Here is a 17,383-nt window from a genome sequence, read left to right as displayed (position 1 = left end):
TTTTATTTTTTTAATTGATTCAATAATTTTTGAGCAACAAGTTTTGACGAAGCCGGATTTTGACCAGTAATTAATAAACCATCTTCTACAGCGTAAGGTTGCCAATTTTCTACTTTAGAATAGGTTGCGCCGTTTTGTTTTAAAGCATCTTCAAGCAAAAAAGGAACTACTTTTGTTAATCCAACCGCTTCTTCCTCTTCATTAGAAAAACCTGTTACTTTTTTTCCTTTTACAAGAAATTCACCATTTACTTTTACATCTTTCAAAACAGCAGGTGCGTGACACACAAATCCAACAGGTTTATTGTTGGTGTAAAATGATTCTATTAAAGCAATAGAGTTTTTGTCTGTAGCTAAATCCCATAATGGTCCATGTCCACCAGGATAAAATACTGCATCATAATCTGCTTGGTTTATATCCGCTAATTTTAGGGTGTTTTTTAATTTTGTTTGTAATTCGGTATCTTTATCAAAACGTTTTGTATCTTCAGTTGCAGTAGATGGATCTTCACTTTTTGGATCAATTGGAGGTTGTCCGCCTTTTGGAGTTGCAATTGTAATTTCAATTCCTTGATCTAGCAATTCGTAATATGGTGCAGCCAATTCTTCTGTCCAAAAACCTGTTTTTTCGCCTGTATTTCCTAGTTGATCGTGACTTGTAACCACGAATAATACTTTTTTCATAACTTTTTCTTTTTGATTTTTAATTTGTGATTTGTGGTTTTCTTCCGATTGATTTTTGCAACTAGAGAACAACAAAGGTAGTAATACCAAGAGTTTTATATATTTCATATCTTCTTTTATTTGTTACAAAATTACTCTATTTTGCAGTTTTTAGAAATGATGAAAATCACAAATTTGATGTGATGAAAATCACTTTTTTGAATTCGAATTAAATCTACTCAAGGTTTCACGCGACACACCAAGATATGAAGCAATTAGTTTTTTGGGTACTTTTTGAAAAAGTAATGGATTTAGAAGTAATAATTTGTCGTAACGTTCTTGCGGATTATTATTGAGCATTGATAAAATTCGTTGTTGCAATGCAACATAACCAGAATTGGATTTTTTTCTGAAGAAATGTTCAATTTTATGCATTTCTGAACATAGTTTTTCTCGGTTTTCTAAAGATAATGCCAGCAACTCACAATCTTCAATACAATCTATAAAAAGCGTTGCTTTGGTTTTATTAAAATGAGCTTGAAAATCAGTAATCCACCAATTTTGAGTAGCAAATTGAACAATATGTTCTTTACTATTTGAATCAACATGATAGGATTTTAAACATCCATTTAATACGAAATAATCATTTTTTACAATATCATTTTCCTGAACAAGAAATTGGTGTTTCTTGAGTTTTTTGGTTTCAAAATGAGATAAGACGTACTCAAACTCTTCATTGGTTAATGAAGTTATTTCTTCTATTTGCTGTCGGAGAATTTCGCTCATTTATTTCCTATAAAAATTATTATGATCCACATATTCCCAAACTTTTTCAGGCAATAACGGACGAATATTTTTTTTATTTTTGATGCTTTCACGAATGAAAGTTGAGGAAAGTTCAATAACTGGAGCGCCAACGCGATGAATTTTAGAATGATTTACAAATTGTTCATCAATTTCACCTGAATTCAATCGAGGATAGACATAAATATCGTGATTTTCTAAAATGTATTCGTAATTTTTCCATTTGTGAAGCGAATTCAAATTGTCTTCGCCCATAATCAAACAAAACTCATGTGGCGGAAATTTATCTTTTAAATGCGCTAAAGTATTTACCGTATAATTAGGCTGAGGTAATTTGAATTCAATATCTGAAGCTTTTATTTTAGGATAATCATCGGTTGCTAAATTCACCAAATGCAATCGTTGGTAATCATCCAATAAGGTATTCTTCTGTTTGTGCGGATTATGTGGCGTAACAACCATCCAAATTTGATCCAAATCGGAATGTTCTGCCATGTGATTGGCAATAATCATGTGCCCAACGTGAATTGGGTTGAAGGTTCCGAAATATAATCCTATTTTCATTTTTGTATCACAGAGATTCACAGAGTTTTTTCACAGAGATTCACAGAGTTTTGTGTTTCTCTGTGAATTCCTCTATGTAGCTCTGTGTAATTATTTTTTTTCAATAAATTCTTTTACTAATTCATAAGCTTCAGCTTTGGCTACATCCAAATCATAATTTTTAATGATTTTGTCGAATTGTGGAGCTGTTGCTAATTCAACGTGTGCTTTTGCGATGCGCATATTTATTTTTTCGTCGCTTTCTGTGGAACGCTGTTTTAATCTTCGTTTTAGTTCGTCTACACTTGGTGGTTTTACAAAAACAGCTAATGTTTCTTGAGGAAATTTCGATTTAATTCGCAATCCACCTGAAACATCAATGTCGAAAATTACATTTTTGCCTTTTGCCCAAATGCGTTCTACTTCGCTTTTTAAGGTTCCGTAATAGTTGTTGGTATAAACCTCTTCCCATTCCACAAACTCTTCGGCTTTGATGTGTTTTTTAAATTCTTCCCAACTGATGAAATAGTAGTCTTTTCCATCTACTTCTTGACCACGAGGTTCGCGTGTTGCACAAGATATTGAAAACTCTAAATTCAAATCTTCTTGAGCCAATAAATGCCTTACTATGGTGGTTTTTCCCGAACCAGATGGCGCTGAGAATACTAATAATTTTCCTTTATTCATTCTTAGTTGTGTTGTCTATTCTCTTTATTCTATTCTCTATCTTCTTAAAGAACATTCAAAACTTGTTCCTTAATCTTCTCCAATTCATCTTTCATCATAACTACCAACTTTTGCATTTCAGAATGGTTTGATTTAGAACCCATAGTATTGATTTCTCTTCCCATTTCTTGCGTGATGAAACCTAGTTTTCTTCCGTTTGCTTCTGTTCCTGCAAGGGTTTCTATGAAATAATTTAGGTGATTTTCTAAACGAACTTTCTCTTCTGTAATATCGTATTTTTCTAAATAAAAAATCAATTCTTGTTCGAAACGATTTTCATCAACATTCACTTGAAGTTCGTCTAAAGCGGTTCTCAATCTTGTTTTTACAGTTTCAACTCGCTCAGCATCATAAGCAACCGCATCGTTCATTAATTTCATGATATTGGCAATGCGATGTAGAAATTCTTTTTCTAATGAAACGCCTTCGTCTTTTCTGAAATTCGCGATATTTTCTAATGCTTCATCAATGACTTTTTGGATTTCTTTCCATTCGTTTTCGTCAATTTCGTCGCGTTCTGTTTTTAATGCATCAGGCATTCTTACAGCCATTTTCATCAATTCAGTTTCATCGGCATTTGGAATTACTGCTTTCATTTGATTAATGTAGCCTTTTACAATAGGCACATTAATTTTAGAAGATGTTTCTTCGCCAGTAACTTCGATGTATAGAGAAAAATCAATTTTTCCACGTTCTAATCGTTGCGAAATTTGATTACGTAAACCCAATTCCATTTCGCGGTAAACCGATGGCATTCTTGTATTCAAGTCTAAACCTTTACTGTTTAGTGATTTTAATTCTACGGTAATTTTTTTGGTTTGTAGTTGCAAAGATGCTTTTCCAAAACCAGTCATTGATTGTATCATTCTTATGTTTTATAGACTTCAAATATATGAAATAGTGATTAGTGATTAGTGAAAAGTGATTAGTAATTTATCGATTTCAAAGCTATTTACTAATTACTATTCACTTTTTACTCGTTTTTGTGTTACTAAATAAACTCCAGCGAAGATTAAAACCGCCGAAAGTAATTTCACCAAACTCAGTTCGTCTTTTCCTAAACCAACAGCAAAAATTGTTGCAAAAAGAGGTTGTAAATAGATGAACACTGCAACAGTTGTTGGTTTTAACTCACGCATCGAAATTAGATTTAATAAATAAGTTAGGAAGGTTGAAAACACTACTACAAATCCAATTTTCCAATAAATATCTGTTGGAATTGTTGTCCAATTTATTGCATGGAATTCGCTCCAGCCAAATGGTAAAACCATAATAAATCCAAAGGTGTAAATCCATTTTACGAAAGTGAATGCATTGTATTTGTCCATTAGTTTTTTAACCAAAATCAAGTAAAAACCATAAGAAATTGCATTTATGAAGACTAATAAATTTCCTAAAGTGGCATTTGGAGCATTAACCATCGATTTTCCGTAAAGAATCAGGGTTATTGTTCCTGCTAATCCTAAAATTATTCCAAATATTTTGCGTTTTTGCATTCGTTCTTTCATAATAATTGCTGAAAGAATTAAGACAATCATTGGCGTTGTAACCATTAAAACAGCACCCATAATTGGCGAAGTATAACTCAACCCTTTAAAGAACGTAAGCATATTTAAAGCTACGCCAAATAAAGCAGCAGCAGCAATTCGTGGAAAATCTTCTAAAGCAATTTTTTCTTTTGGTCCAAAAAAGGAAACCAACCAAAATAGTAAAACCGAACCGCCAACGCGCATGGTGATAAATCCGAACGGCTCGACGTATTTTGGCATAACATCTTTAGCAATAGTAAAGGTTACTCCATAAATTATTGAAACTAATGTTGCGGCAAATAATGCCCAAGTTCTTTTAGACATTTTCTAATGCTTTCATTACTTGCAACATATTTTGTTGTGTGTTTCCGATGTAAATTTTGTCTTGAATTATAAAAACAGGACGACTAATAAAGGTGTAATGTTCTAAAATATACTTGCGAAAATCATCTTCTGTTAAGTTTTTGTTCTTCAAATCCATCGATTTATACAACTGCGCTTTTTTGCTGAATAATGCTTCATAACTTCCAGAAAGTGAACGCATATATTCTAGTTCTTCAAGTGTAATTGGATCTTGTTTTATGTCGTGATATTTCAAATTTGCACTTTTCGGCAACGATTTTATAATTTTTCTACACGTATCGCAACTCGCTAAATAGTATATGGTATCAGTCATAATTTTTTCTTTTTGCAAAGAAAATTCATTTGAAACTTATAATCTGTATTTTTGTAAAAAAATTGCAATCAATGTCAACATTTATTAAAGAAATACACATTCGTTGGGCCGATTTAGACCCAAATTTTCACGTGCGTCACAGCGCATATTACGATTTTGGAGCACAACATCGTGTTGAAATTCTTGAACAATTAGGAATGTCAATGAGTATCATGCAAGAACAACATTTTGGACCAATATTGTTTCGTGAAGAATGTGTTTTTAGAAGAGAAATGCGAATGAATCAAAAGGTTTTTATCAGCACAAAAGTGGGTAAAATAAAAGAAGATGCTTCGCGATGGACGCTTATTCATGAATTTAAAAACGACAAAGACGAACTTCTAGCTACTATTACTGTAGATGGCGCTTGGATGGACACAAAACTAAGAAAAATTGCAAATCCAACACCTCAAATTGCAATTGATGTCATGAATTTAATACCAAAATCAGATAATTTTTTACAATTATAAAATCACAAAATGGAAGCAACATTTAAAATTTGGGAAACCAGCAGAAACATTTATTTAAAAATCATTGAGAATTATTCATTAGAACAATTGAATAAGATTCCAGAAGGTTTTAGTAATAATTTGGCTTGGAATTTAGGACATATTATTGTTTCGCAACAAGGTTTGGTATATCGACTTTCGGGTTTGCCAATGAATATTTCACCCGAAATGATGGAAAAATATAAAAATGGGTCAAAACCAACTGCTACAACCCAAGAAGAAATAGAAGAATTGAAAGTGTTATTGTTTTCATTATTAGAAAAAACCAAAGAAGATTATTCTAATGGAAAATTCACTTCTTATAACGAATTCACAACAGGAACAGGATTTCATTTAGCAAACATAAAAGATGCCATGGAGTTTAATAATTATCATGAAGGAATTCATTTGGGTTTTATGATGAATATTAGAAAATTTATTTAATTTAAAATACCTTTGTAAAAATATTATTATAATGAAATTCAATACTAAAGTAATACACGGTGGTCAACACCACGAAAAAGTAACTGGAGCTGTAATGACTCCAGTTTTTCAAACCTCAACTTATGCACAAACAAGTCCAGGAATTCCTGTAGGTGATTATGAATATAGTCGTGCAGCAAATCCAACGCGTCAAGCTTTAGAAGACGCTTTGGCTTCAATTGAAAATGGTGCAAGAGGTTTAGCATTTGCATCAGGATTAGCGGCAACAGATTGTTTGTTGAGAATGTTTAAAGCTGGAGACGAAATCATTGCAATGGATGATTTATATGGTGGAACTTATAGATTATTTACACGTTTATATAAAGATAGTGGTATCAAGTTTCACTTCGTTGATATGAATGATTTTGATAAATTTCAATCATTAATTAATGAAAACACGAAGCTAGTTTGGGTTGAAACACCAACAAATCCATTAATGAAATTAGCTGATATTGCAGAAATTGCAAAAATCACTAAAAAGCATAATATCCTTTTTGCAGTTGATAATACTTTTGCAACGCCTTATTTGCAAAAACCTCTAGATTTAGGAGCAGATATTGTAATGCACTCAGCCACAAAATATCTTGGTGGACATTCGGATGTTATTGCAGGCGCTTTGATTATTAAGGATAAAGCATTAGGTGACGAATTACACTTTAAGCAATTTGCAACCGGAGGAACGCTTGGGCCAATGGATAGTTATTTGGTTTTAAGAGGAATTAAAACATTACACTTAAGAGTTCAAAGACATTGTGAAAACGGAATGAAAGTGGCCGAATTTTTAAGTAATCATCCAGAAGTAGCGAAGGTTTATTATCCAGGATTGCCAGATCATCCATTCCATGACATTGCTAAAAAACAAATGAGCGGTTTTGGCGGAATGGTTTCATTCACATTCACATCAGGAAGAAAAGAAGATGCAATTTCCTTTTTAGAAAAACTAAAAGTATTCACTTTAGCAGAATCTTTAGGTGGAGTAGAAAGTTTAGCGAATCATCCAGCATTAATGACGCATGCATCAATTCCAGAAGATAAACGTCTTGAAGTTGGAATCACTGATGACTTAGTAAGATTAAGCACTGGTGTTGAAGATATAGATGATTTACTTGCCGATTTAGAACAAGCATTCAGATAAAAATAAAAAACCCGATTCATTAATTTGAATCGGGTTTTTTATTTATGTTTAAATTATATTAATTTAAATAATAGATGTATCCAAAGTTTAACCAAACATTCCAGTCGTTTGCTCTATTTTCTAAATAAACTTTAGGATCAGGACTTAAACCGTCAACCCAGTTTGAAAAGTAGTATTGAAATCTCAAATCTACCATTAAATCTGAAAGTTCAGTTAATTTATATCTTGTTCCTACACTTGAAACAACAGACCATGTTGTTCCACCTTTTACATCAAAAGCATCAATATATTTTATTGGAGTAACTGTTGGTAATTGACCTAAACCAGGACCTAAACTCGATTCCGCAGTTGGTTTAAAGAAACTAAATTGACCACCAAGACTTACAAAAGGAGCCCAACTTCCAATATTTGCGGTAAAATCTCTAATACTAAAAGGGAAGAATTCTAATTGCATTCCAATATTTGTTACTGCAGTACTTCCTTGCATTGCTCTAAGTTGTCTCGCAGTCAATGACGTTTTTTTGTCTGCAACCCATTCTCCAAAATGTTGAAGATTGGTTTTGTTGTAAGACAATTCACTTCTTAATTTAAAGTGATCATTAAAATAAGTCTCAGGAGTGTAACAATTACATTCTGCTTTGTATGAAAAATTTAGATAATGGATTAATCCAATACCAAAACCAGTATTTCCTGCATTTGTAGAAATATCGTTTCGCTCTCCGTAGTCAGACTGAAATGCTACAGGCCCCATAATACCACCAATTTCATGGGAAAAACCAAACTGAGCTTGTGCCTTGTTGGTTACACCAAACAAAAGCAATAAAGTGACAATAAAATACTTGGTCATTTTCATACAGATTAATTCAATTCTCGACAAATATATAAAAACATCATTCACTAATAAAATAAAATAAAAAAATACTTGTATATCTACGAAAAAAAGCAGAAATAGTTTTAAAACAAGTCATTAATTTCACATATCATTAAAAAATCTTAACAAAAAGATAAAAATTATGAGAATTTAAAAAAAATTGTGCCATTATTTTTATAAAATGTATATTTGTCGAATATTACGAAAACGTTTTCTTAAACATTAATATTATATTTTATGTCACAAAGTATCAACAACTTTATTGAAGCGGTTGCTAAAAGAAACCCTAACGAGCCTGAATTTATGCAAGCTGTTAAGGAAGTTGCCGAAACAGTAATTCCTTTTATTGAAGAGAATAAAAAATACGAAGGCAAAATGCTTTTGGAAAGAATGGTTGAACCAGAAAGAGTAATCATGTTCAGAGTAACTTGGATTGACGACGCTGGTAAAACTCAAGTAAACAGAGGTTACAGAATTCAGATGAACTCTGCAATTGGACCTTACAAAGGAGGAATTCGTTTTCATCCATCTGTAAATTTAAGTATTTTGAAATTTTTAGCTTTTGAGCAAACTTTCAAAAATAGTTTAACAACTTTACCAATGGGTGGAGGAAAAGGTGGAGCAGATTTTGATCCAAAAGGAAAATCTGATATTGAAATCATGAAATTCTGTCAAGCATTTATGACGGAATTATCTAAACATATTGGTGCAGACACTGACGTTCCTGCTGGAGATATTGGTGTTGGTGGAAGAGAAGTTGGCTACATGTTTGGTCAATATAAAAGATTAAGAAATGAATTTACTGGAGTTTTAACTGGTAAAGGAATTTCTTTCGGAGGTTCATTAATCCGTCCAGAAGCTACAGGATATGGTGATGTGTATTTTGCACAAAGTATGCTTGCAACTAAAGGTGATAGTTTCGCTGGAAAGACAGTTGTAGTTTCAGGTTCTGGAAATGTAGCTCAATATGCTACAGAAAAAGCTACTCAATTAGGTGGAAAAGTTGTAACAATGTCAGATTCATCAGGTTATATCTATGATGGAGACGGAATTACAGCAGAAAAATTAGCTTATGTAATGGAAATTAAAAACGTAAACTACGGAAGAATTTCTGATTATGTAACTAAATATCCAAACGCAACTTTCGTAGCAGGAAAACGTCCTTGGGAAGTAAAATGTGATGTAGCTTTGCCATGTGCTACTCAAAACGAGTTGAACGAAGAAGAAGCTAAAACATTAGTAGCAAACGGATGTATTTGTGTTGCTGAAGGTGCAAACATGCCTTCAACTCCAGAAGCAATGCATGTTTTCCAAAATGCTAAAATATTATTTGCTCCAGGAAAAGCTTCAAACGCAGGTGGTGTTGCAACTTCTGGTCTTGAAATGTCTCAAAACTCTTTACGTTTAAGTTGGACTTCAGAAGAAGTTGATGAAAGACTTAAAGGAATTATGGCGAATATTCACGCTGCTTGTGTGAAATATGGTTCAGATTCTAATGGTTATATCGACTACGTAAAAGGTGCAAATATTGCAGGATTCGTAAAAGTTGCAGACGCAATGTTAGCGCAAGGAATTGTGTAATTAAAACACTTACAAATTTATATAAACCTTCTCTCTTAAATGGGAGAAGGTTTTTTTATTGAAGTATATGAAATTACAATTAAATACGTTTATAGTATATTTGTATTTATAAATTGCAATTTACCAAAATGATAAAGAAATTTGTTCAAATATTATTTTTAGTACTATTCGTAAATGGCTTTGCTCAAACTAATCCGCAATGGCAAGGTTATTTCTCCTACAACAAAATAACAGATATTAGTCAAGGACAAGATAAAATTTACGCATCTTCAGAGATTGCTGTTTTTTCTAAAAATTTAGCTACTAACGATTTAGCTACAACCACATCTGTTGATGGACTGAAAGCAGAAACAATTACAGCAATTCATCATAGCGAAAGTTTTAATAAAACACTTGTTGGAAACCAAAACGGATTACTTTTAATATTGAATTCCGATGGCAAAATTGTTTTCAAAAATGGAATAGTAGTCGAAGTACCAGTTTCACCATTTCTTAAAAAAATTAATCATTTCTTAGAACATAATGGTAAGGTTTATATTTCATGTGATTATGGAATTTCAGTTTTTGATTTAACTTCAATGGAGTTTGGAGATACTTATTACATCGGGAATAATGGGCAACAAGTTAAAGTATACCAAACAACAATTTTAAACGGAGAAATTTTTGCCGTGACCGATATACATGGTATAAAAAAAGCATCTCTTTCAAATCCTAATTTGGTAGATTATAATCAATGGCAACTATTCGATGGTGGTTTTTGGAACGGAATTACAACCATTCAAAACAAACTTATTGGAATGAATACCAATGCTAGGCTCTACAAGCATAATGGAACTTTCTTTGAAGAATTTTTTATCATGAATCAAAGTGGGTTAGATATAAGAACTATTGAGGATTTTCTAATTGTAACAAATCAAAATTATATTTATATTTTCAATGCTGCTTTGCAACAAACAGTAACTATTAATAGTAATCAATATACTTTAGCACCTGTTTCCTTTAGTTGCGCGACAGTAGCTGATAATCAAATTTTCATCGGAACAAATGAAAAAGGATTACTAGTGTCCTCTTTATCTGCACCAACAACTTTTCAAGTGATAAAGCCAGATGGACCAGACAGAAATAACATTTTTAGATTAAAACAAACATCAACAACTCTTTGGGCAACCTATGGTGGTTACTCAATAACCTACGATCCAACATTACTTGAGGAAGGAATAAGCAAATATTCAAGACAAACAGGTTGGAGCAAAATACCTTTTAACGAATTGTTTGGAGCAACATCATTGTGTGATATTATGACTAACCCAAAAAATGAAAATGAAGTTTATGTATGTTCTTTTCATAATGGTTTACTTAAAATAAAAGACGATGTAATCACCTTTTATAATCAAAATAGTGCACCACCAAATGGTCCCGAGAACCAACAACTAATTACACCACTATACGTTTCTGTTAGAATAAACGGAGGCGCATTTGATAGTAAAGGCAGTCTTTGGATGTCAAACTCATTAGTTTTTAAAGGATTAAAGGCATTGAAAAGCGATGGAACTTGGATATCAGCCAGTGATTGGCAAAATCAATTAGCATCAGTAACTGAAGAAAGATATTCCAAATTAGCTATAGATAAAAACGACACCAAATGGGTGCCTTCCTACAGAGGAAACGGATTGATTGCATTTAATGAAAATTATGCAAATAAATTTATTAGAATAAGAACAGGAACCGATGGTAATTTACCGATAAATGATGTTAGAGCTGTTGCAATAGATAATAGAAATCAAGTTTGGATAGGAACAGCAAGAGGATTAAGATATATTCCTTCTGCAGATTCTTTTATTAGTGAAACTGAAATCGAATCAAAACCAATTATTATTTTAGAAGATGATTTGGCTCAAGAATTGTTTTATGAGCAATTTATTATGGATATTGCTGTTGATGGCGCGAATAGAAAATGGATTTCGATAGCTGAGTCTGGAGTATATTTAGTTTCGCCTAATGGTCAGGAAACTATTTATAAATTCACAAAAGAAAATTCGCCACTTCCAAGTAATAATGTAAACGATATTGAAATTGATAGTTTTACAGGAGAAGTCTTTTTTGCAACAGATAAAGGATTAGTTTCTTTTAAAGGAACAGCCACAAGACCTAGTGATGATTTAAGTAATGTGTATGCTTATCCAAACCCAGTGAGACCAGGTTTTTCAGGAACAGTTAAGATATCAGGTTTAACTAATAAAGCAGTTGTTAAAATCACAGACATTGAAGGAAATTTAGTCTATGAAACTACTTCAGAAGGAGGTACAATAGAATGGGATACCACAGCTTTCGGAAAACACAAAGTAGCTTCAGGTGTGTATATGATTTTAGTTTCTGCAGAAGATGGAATAGATACAATCGTTAAAAAAGTAATGATTATCAGGTAATGTTAGTCAAAACTAAAGCAATCGTTCTTTCATCCGTAAAATATCAAGAAAAAAGCTTGATTGTAAAATGTTTTACACAAAGCGACGGATTAAAAAGTTACTTCGTGCAAAGTGCTTATTCTGGAAAAAAATCAAATCAAAAAATCGCTTATTTTCAACCTTTAACTATTCTTGAAATTGAAGCCAATCATAAGAATAAAGGTACTTTAGAGCATTTTAAAGAAATAAAACTAGCCACAGCTTATCAAACCATAAATACCGATATTGTAAAAAGTACTATTGTAATTTTCTTGTCAGAGATGTTACACCATAGCATTCACGAAGAAGAAAAAAATGAAGATTTGTTTACTTTTCTTGAAACGGCTTTAATTTGGTTAGATACACACGAAGAAACATCCAATTTTCATCTAATTTTACTTTTAGAAACAACAAAATTTTTAGGTTTTTACCCGGATAATTCCGAAACGGATTTTAATTTCTTTGAAATGGTTGATGGCATTTTTTCACCTTTTCAAGGAACAAATTGCCTTAACGAACATGAAACATTTCTTTTCAAAAAATTAATCAACTTAAAATTTGATTCCGACCAAAAGGTTTTCGCAGGAATTGAACGTCAAATACTTCTAAAAATCTTATTAGATTACTATTCCATTCACCTTGATGGATTTAAAAAACCAAAATCTTTAGACGTATTAAAGGAAGTTTTTTCTTGATACAGATTTATTTCGATAAAAATTCATAAAAAACTTCTCAAAATATTGATAAGAAAAATGTGAAATGAAAATAGTTGTCATTAAAACAATAGCATTATAAAACACAATTATAAGATAATTATTGAGACCAAGATTGGAAAAAAGTTTGATATAAATCAAGCCAATCAATTGGATAACAATTGCATGGTAAACATAAATTCCATAAGAAATTTTACCCAAATATGTTGTAACACGATGGTTTAAAATGAAATAAGGTTTATTGCTCAATACTCCAATTACTAAACAAAACAGCAACATACTGAAAAGATTATAGTTGCTAGATGAAAATAAATTTACAAAATAATTAGTTGTAAAATAGAGGATAAAACTAAGTAAAGATATATATATAACTAATTTATTATTAAATAGTTGTGGCTTTTTTAATAATAGAATCGAAATGATACCACTAGAAGTAAAATAAAAAAACAGCATAGTGTATTTATATAAAATATTTCCTTCAATAGTAAAATATATCGTAAAGAAAACAATGGTGGAAACCAATAAAAAGGCAATTATTTTTCTTACAGGCAAAAACAATAATACTGGAGCAATAAACAAATAAAATTGTTCCTCAACACCTATAGACCAAAGAATTTCTATAATTCCACCAGGATTGTATAAAGCGGCAAAAACATTTGGCATAAAGAATATTGAAAGCAACAATCCTTCATATAAATTATAATTAGTATTGAATCCACCAGTGAAACCAAATTTTGGAAGAATATAATTGTAATAAGTCAATCCAAAAAGTAAAATCAAAAAGTAAAGCGGAAAAATTCGTAAAGCTCTTCTAATGTAAAAGTTTTTTAGCGAAATGGTGTTTGTTGTTTCTTTTTCAAGATAAAGTTGCCTTATAATTAAAAATCCACTTAAAGAAAAAAAGACACAAACAGCTTCATAACCTTTGTGAAATAGTGGTATTGAATTGTAAAACGGAATGTCATGTTTACTACAAAATTCAGAAATATGGAAAATCATTACAAAAACTGCTAAAAAGAAACGTAGTCCTGTAATATTTGGTATTCTTTCCATTTGGAATTCAATTAAAAATTTAAATAGTTCACAAATGTGCAATTAATAAATTAATGATGCAAAGTCAATTCAAGCAAAATCCACAATCTACAAACATTTTTAAAGGAAGTTTTTGCATAAAAGATAAATTTAGACATTCTTTCTTGTACAATCGCAAAAACTCATAACTCATAACTCATAACTCACAACTATTTATTACTTTCGCAAACTGATTTAAGATTACGACAAAATGAGCACAAAATTTACTGAATACAAAGGACTTGACTTGCCAACAGTAGCATCAGAAGTTCTTGATTTTTGGAAGAAAAACAACGTTTTTGAACAAAGTGTAACTTCGCGTGAAGGAGCAACTCCGTATGTGTTTTTTGAAGGTCCACCTTCGGCAAATGGATTACCTGGAATTCACCACGTGATGGCTCGTGCTATTAAAGATATTTTTTGTCGTTATAAAACTCAAAAAGGTTTTCAAGTAAAACGTAAAGCAGGTTGGGATACACATGGTTTGCCTGTAGAATTGGGAACTGAAAAAGAATTAGGAATCACCAAAGAAGACATCGGAAAAACCATTTCGGTAGAAGAATACAACGAAGCGTGTAAACGAACAGTTATGCGTTATACAGACGTGTGGAACGATTTGACTGAAAAAATGGGTTATTGGGTTGATATGGAAGATCCATATGTGACTTACAAATCCAAATATATGGAAACTGTTTGGTGGTTGTTGAAACAAATTTACAACAAAGATTTACTATACAAAGGCTACACAATTCAACCTTATTCTCCAAAAGCTGGAACTGGATTATCTTCACACGAAGTAAACCAACCAGGAAGTTACAGAGATGTTACGGATACCACGGTAGTAGCACAATTCAAAACTAAAACAGAAACTTTACCAAGCTTTTTACAAGGTTTTGGTGATATTCACATCTTGGCTTGGACGACAACTCCTTGGACTTTACCATCAAACACCGCTTTGACCGTTGGTCCAAAAATTGATTATGTTTTGGTGGAAACTTTCAATCAATATACATATCGTCCTGTTAAAGTAATTTTGGCTAAAAACCTTGTCGGAAAACAATTTGGAAAAGGATTTTTTGCTTCAAATGAACCATCCGATTTTGAAAATTTCAAAGAAGGTGATAAAAACATTCCATACCAAATCTTGGCTGAATGCAAAGGTGCTGATTTAGTGGGAATTCGTTATGAACAATTGATGCCATTGGCTTTGCCTTATCAAAATCCTGAAAATGCTTTTAGAGTAATTTCGGGTGATTTCGTAACTACAGAAGATGGAACTGGAATTGTACACACGGCTCCAACTTTTGGTGCAGATGATGCTAAAGTGGCTAAAGAAGCAACGCCTGAAGTGCCGCCAATGTTGGTTTTAGACGAAAACGGAAATCCTGTTCCTTTAGTTGATTTACAAGGTAAATTCATTCAAGGTTTAGGAAATTATTCTGGAAAATACGTTAAAAACGAATATTACAATGATGGTGAAGCTCCAGAACGCTCTGCCGATGTGGAAATTGCTATCCAATTAAAAGAAGAAAATAAGGCATTTAAAGTTGAAAAGTACGTGCACAGTTACCCACATTGTTGGAGAACTGACAAACCAATTTTATATTATCCGTTAGATTCTTGGTTCATTAAAGTAACCGAAATCAAAGACAGAATGTTCGATTTGAACGAAACCATCAACTGGAAACCAAAAGCAACTGGTGAAGGTCGTTTCGGAAATTGGTTGAAAAATGCCAACGATTGGAACTTGTCGCGTTCAAGATATTGGGGAATTCCATTGCCAATATGGAGAACCGAAGACGGAACCGAAGAAGTACTAATTGGTTCGGTAGAAGAATTGTATGCTGAAATTGAAAAATCAATCGCTGCAGGTTTCCAAAAAGAAAATCCATTCAAAGGTTTTGTGGTTGGAAATATGAGTGAAGAAAACTACGATTTAGTCGATTTACACAAAAATGTGGTTGATAACATCGTTTTGGTTTCACCATCAGGAAAATTAATGAAACGTGAAAGTGATTTAATTGACGTTTGGTTCGATTCAGGTGCGATGCCTTATGCACAATGGCATTATCCATTTGAAAACAAAGATTTAATTGACGAAAACAAAGCATTTCCAGCTGATTTTATCGCAGAAGGAGTTGACCAAACTCGTGGTTGGTTTTATACTTTACACGCCATCGGAACTTTAGTTTTTGATAAAATTGCGTATAAAAATGTAGTTTCAAACGGATTAGTTCTAGACAAAAACGGACAAAAAATGTCGAAACGTCTAGGAAATGCCGTTGATCCATTCACAACTTTGGCTGAATATGGTCCAGATGCTACACGTTGGTACATGATTTCGAATGCCAATCCTTGGGACAACTTGAAATTTGATATCGAAGGTGTTGCAGAAGTTCGTAGAAAATTCTTCGGAACTTTATATAACACGTACTCGTTCTTTAGTTTATATGCTAATATCGATGGTTTCAAATATGCAGAAGCTGAAATTCCATTAAACGAAAGACCTGAAATCGATCGTTGGATTTTATCTGAATTGCATACATTGATAAAAGTTGTTGATGAAGCTTACGCAGATTACGAACCAACAAAAGCAGCAAGAGCTATTTCTGACTTTGTTCAGGAAAATTTAAGTAACTGGTACGTTCGTCTGTGCAGAAGAAGATTCTGGAAAGGCGAATACGGAACAGATAAAATCGCGGCTTATCAAACGCTTTACACTTGTTTGTTGAATGTGGCTAAACTTTCGGCTCCGATAGCGCCATTTTTTATGGACAAATTATATACCGATTTAGTTAATGCAACTGGAAGCGAGAGTTTTACTAGTGTTCACTTGGCAAATTTCCCTGTTTCGGTTGAAAACTTTGTTGATAAATCGTTAGAGAGCAAAATGATGAAAGCACAAACGGTTTCTTCGTTAGTTTTATCACTTCGTAAAAAGGAAATGATAAAAGTACGTCAACCGTTGCAAAAGGTTATGGTTCCTATACTTGACGAGACGCAGCGTGCTGAAATCGAGGCAGTTTCTGACCTAATAAAAGCCGAAGTAAACGTCAAAGAAATCGAACTTTTAGACGATGCATCAGGTGTTTTAGTGAAGCAAATTAAACCAAATTTCAAAGCATTGGGACCTCGTTTTGGTAAGGATATGGGATTGATTTCTAGTGAGATACAAAAATTTTCACAAGAACAAATCAACGAAATTGATGCTAAAGGTGAGCTATCGCTTGTTATTTCAGGAAAAAGTATAATTTTAACATCCCAAGATGTAGAAATATCTTCACAAGATATTCCAGGTTGGTTGGTTGCAAATTCTAACGGAATTACAGTAGCTTTAGATATCACAATTTCTGAAGAACTAAAACAAGAAGGAATAGCAAGAGAATTGGTAAACAGAATTCAAAACATTAGAAAAGATTCTGGTTTTGAAGTAACAGATAAAATTAAAGTTCAAATTCAACGTAATGGAGAATTAGAACAAGCAATAAAGAATAACGAAAGCTATATCAAAGACGAAACATTAACAGAAGAATTAAATTTTACTGATAATTTAGAAAGTGGTATAGAAATTGAGTTTGATGACATAAAAACAAAAATATTAATTTCAAAATAGTATAC

16 protein-coding genes are annotated in these 17,383 nt (G+C 32.3%); 7 read left to right on the top strand and 9 right to left on the bottom strand.

Annotation, left to right across the window (positions count from 1 at the left end; genetic code table 11):
- Positions 1 to 2: 2 nt before the first annotated feature.
- From ACIQ06_RS07095 to ACIQ06_RS07065, 7 genes are all read right to left on the bottom strand, one after another.
- Positions 3 to 791, bottom strand: coding sequence for a type 1 glutamine amidotransferase domain-containing protein (locus tag ACIQ06_RS07095; RefSeq protein WP_396144897.1), 789 nt, complete (start codon positions 789 to 791; stop codon positions 3 to 5).
- Positions 792 to 872: 81 nt separating this feature from the next.
- Positions 873 to 1,448 carry a Crp/Fnr family transcriptional regulator gene (locus tag ACIQ06_RS07090; RefSeq protein WP_396144895.1) on the bottom strand — a complete coding sequence of 192 codons (576 nt, stop codon included), beginning with the start codon at positions 1,446 to 1,448 and terminating at the stop codon, positions 873 to 875.
- Positions 1,449 to 2,030, bottom strand: coding sequence for a nicotinate (nicotinamide) nucleotide adenylyltransferase (gene nadD / locus ACIQ06_RS07085; RefSeq protein WP_396144893.1), 582 nt, complete (start codon positions 2,028 to 2,030; stop codon positions 1,449 to 1,451).
- A 90-nt stretch (positions 2,031 to 2,120) separates the two neighbouring features.
- Positions 2,121 to 2,696: a guanylate kinase gene (gene gmk, locus ACIQ06_RS07080; protein ID WP_396144891.1), complete on the bottom strand. Its 576-nt coding sequence runs from the start codon at positions 2,694 to 2,696 to the stop codon at positions 2,121 to 2,123.
- A gap of 44 nt (positions 2,697 to 2,740) precedes the next feature.
- The gene (locus tag ACIQ06_RS07075) at positions 2,741 to 3,601 is read right to left on the bottom strand and encodes a YicC/YloC family endoribonuclease (protein ID WP_396144889.1); all 861 of its coding nucleotides are present in this window, start codon (positions 3,599 to 3,601) and stop codon (positions 2,741 to 2,743) included.
- A gap of 96 nt (positions 3,602 to 3,697) precedes the next feature.
- On the bottom strand, positions 3,698 to 4,588 hold the full coding sequence (locus tag ACIQ06_RS07070) for a DMT family transporter (protein ID WP_396144887.1): 891 nt from the start codon (positions 4,586 to 4,588) through the stop codon (positions 3,698 to 3,700).
- A complete protein-coding gene (locus tag ACIQ06_RS07065; RefSeq protein ID WP_396144885.1) occupies positions 4,581 to 4,940 on the bottom strand; it encodes an arsenate reductase family protein in 360 nt (119 codons plus the stop codon). Before ACIQ06_RS07065 ends, ACIQ06_RS07070 begins: the two co-directional genes overlap by 8 nt.
- A 71-nt stretch (positions 4,941 to 5,011) precedes the next feature.
- Here ACIQ06_RS07065 and ACIQ06_RS07060 point away from each other — a divergent pair, with 71 nt between their 5' ends.
- From ACIQ06_RS07060 to ACIQ06_RS07050, 3 genes are read left to right on the top strand one after another with little or no spacing between them, the layout of a single operon-like run.
- Complete coding sequence (locus tag ACIQ06_RS07060; RefSeq protein WP_396144883.1) at positions 5,012 to 5,449, top strand: acyl-CoA thioesterase; 438 nt, start codon at positions 5,012 to 5,014, stop codon at positions 5,447 to 5,449.
- A 9-nt stretch (positions 5,450 to 5,458) separates the two neighbouring features.
- Positions 5,459 to 5,911, top strand: coding sequence for a DinB family protein (locus ACIQ06_RS07055; protein WP_396144881.1), 453 nt, complete (start codon positions 5,459 to 5,461; stop codon positions 5,909 to 5,911).
- Between the two features lie 31 nt (positions 5,912 to 5,942).
- A complete protein-coding gene (locus ACIQ06_RS07050; RefSeq protein WP_396144879.1) occupies positions 5,943 to 7,085 on the top strand; it encodes a cystathionine gamma-synthase in 1,143 nt (380 codons plus the stop codon).
- 58 nt (positions 7,086 to 7,143) lie between these two features.
- On the opposite strand, the gene ACIQ06_RS07045 is transcribed toward ACIQ06_RS07050, so the two are convergent.
- Complete coding sequence (locus ACIQ06_RS07045; protein WP_396144877.1) at positions 7,144 to 7,932, bottom strand: THC0290_0291 family protein; 789 nt, start codon at positions 7,930 to 7,932, stop codon at positions 7,144 to 7,146.
- Positions 7,933 to 8,193: 261 nt separating this feature from the next.
- Here ACIQ06_RS07045 and gdhA point away from each other — a divergent pair, with 261 nt between their 5' ends.
- The 3 genes from gdhA to recO all read left to right on the top strand — a co-directional run bounded on the left by gdhA (position 8,194) and on the right by recO (position 12,676).
- Complete coding sequence (gdhA, locus tag ACIQ06_RS07040) at positions 8,194 to 9,537, top strand: NADP-specific glutamate dehydrogenase (protein WP_396144873.1); 1,344 nt, start codon at positions 8,194 to 8,196, stop codon at positions 9,535 to 9,537.
- Between the two features lie 128 nt (positions 9,538 to 9,665).
- Positions 9,666 to 11,963 (top strand): T9SS type A sorting domain-containing protein, encoded by a 2,298-nt coding sequence (locus ACIQ06_RS07035; RefSeq protein ID WP_396144871.1) that lies wholly within the window; start codon positions 9,666 to 9,668, stop codon positions 11,961 to 11,963.
- Positions 11,963 to 12,676 (top strand): DNA repair protein RecO, encoded by a 714-nt coding sequence (gene recO / locus ACIQ06_RS07030; RefSeq protein ID WP_396144868.1) that lies wholly within the window; start codon positions 11,963 to 11,965, stop codon positions 12,674 to 12,676. Before ACIQ06_RS07035 ends, recO begins: the two co-directional genes overlap by 1 nt.
- Here the strand turns inward: recO and ACIQ06_RS07025 are convergent.
- Positions 12,656 to 13,747, bottom strand: a complete 1,092-nt coding sequence (locus tag ACIQ06_RS07025; RefSeq protein WP_396144865.1) for an acyltransferase family protein — start codon at positions 13,745 to 13,747, stop codon at positions 12,656 to 12,658. The two genes, recO and ACIQ06_RS07025, sit on opposite strands and share 21 nt — an antisense overlap.
- 229 nt (positions 13,748 to 13,976) lie before the next feature.
- Here ACIQ06_RS07025 and ileS point away from each other — a divergent pair, with 229 nt between their 5' ends.
- Positions 13,977 to 17,378: an isoleucine--tRNA ligase gene (ileS, locus tag ACIQ06_RS07020; RefSeq protein WP_396144863.1), complete on the top strand. Its 3,402-nt coding sequence runs from the start codon at positions 13,977 to 13,979 to the stop codon at positions 17,376 to 17,378.
- Positions 17,379 to 17,383: the final 5 nt, after the last annotated feature.

Source organism: Flavobacterium sp., from assembly GCF_044341265.1.
In the GTDB taxonomy this organism is placed as follows: Bacteria; Bacteroidota; Bacteroidia; order Flavobacteriales; family Flavobacteriaceae; genus Flavobacterium.
This window is presented reverse-complemented; position numbering and strand designations above follow the sequence as displayed.

Excerpts from the sequence above, each read along its gene's own strand:
- ACIQ06_RS07095 (WP_396144897.1), bottom strand. The coding sequence starts at position 791 with ATGAAATATATAAAACTCTTGGTATTACTACCTTTGTTGTTCTCTAGT.
- ACIQ06_RS07090 (WP_396144895.1), bottom strand. The coding sequence starts at position 1,448 with ATGAGCGAAATTCTCCGACAGCAAATAGAAGAAATAACTTCATTAACC.
- nadD (WP_396144893.1), bottom strand. The coding sequence starts at position 2,030 with ATGAAAATAGGATTATATTTCGGAACCTTCAACCCAATTCACGTTGGG.
- gmk (WP_396144891.1), bottom strand. The coding sequence starts at position 2,696 with ATGAATAAAGGAAAATTATTAGTATTCTCAGCGCCATCTGGTTCGGGA.
- ACIQ06_RS07075 (WP_396144889.1), bottom strand. The coding sequence starts at position 3,601 with ATGATACAATCAATGACTGGTTTTGGAAAAGCATCTTTGCAACTACAA.
- ACIQ06_RS07070 (WP_396144887.1), bottom strand. The coding sequence starts at position 4,588 with ATGTCTAAAAGAACTTGGGCATTATTTGCCGCAACATTAGTTTCAATA.
- ACIQ06_RS07065 (WP_396144885.1), bottom strand. The coding sequence starts at position 4,940 with ATGACTGATACCATATACTATTTAGCGAGTTGCGATACGTGTAGAAAA.
- ACIQ06_RS07060 (WP_396144883.1), top strand. The coding sequence starts at position 5,012 with ATGTCAACATTTATTAAAGAAATACACATTCGTTGGGCCGATTTAGAC.
- ACIQ06_RS07055 (WP_396144881.1), top strand. The coding sequence starts at position 5,459 with ATGGAAGCAACATTTAAAATTTGGGAAACCAGCAGAAACATTTATTTA.
- ACIQ06_RS07050 (WP_396144879.1), top strand. The coding sequence starts at position 5,943 with ATGAAATTCAATACTAAAGTAATACACGGTGGTCAACACCACGAAAAA.
- ACIQ06_RS07045 (WP_396144877.1), bottom strand. The coding sequence starts at position 7,932 with ATGACCAAGTATTTTATTGTCACTTTATTGCTTTTGTTTGGTGTAACC.
- gdhA (WP_396144873.1), top strand. The coding sequence starts at position 8,194 with ATGTCACAAAGTATCAACAACTTTATTGAAGCGGTTGCTAAAAGAAAC.
- ACIQ06_RS07035 (WP_396144871.1), top strand. The coding sequence starts at position 9,666 with ATGATAAAGAAATTTGTTCAAATATTATTTTTAGTACTATTCGTAAAT.
- recO (WP_396144868.1), top strand. The coding sequence starts at position 11,963 with ATGTTAGTCAAAACTAAAGCAATCGTTCTTTCATCCGTAAAATATCAA.
- ACIQ06_RS07025 (WP_396144865.1), bottom strand. The coding sequence starts at position 13,747 with ATGGAAAGAATACCAAATATTACAGGACTACGTTTCTTTTTAGCAGTT.
- ileS (WP_396144863.1), top strand. The coding sequence starts at position 13,977 with ATGAGCACAAAATTTACTGAATACAAAGGACTTGACTTGCCAACAGTA.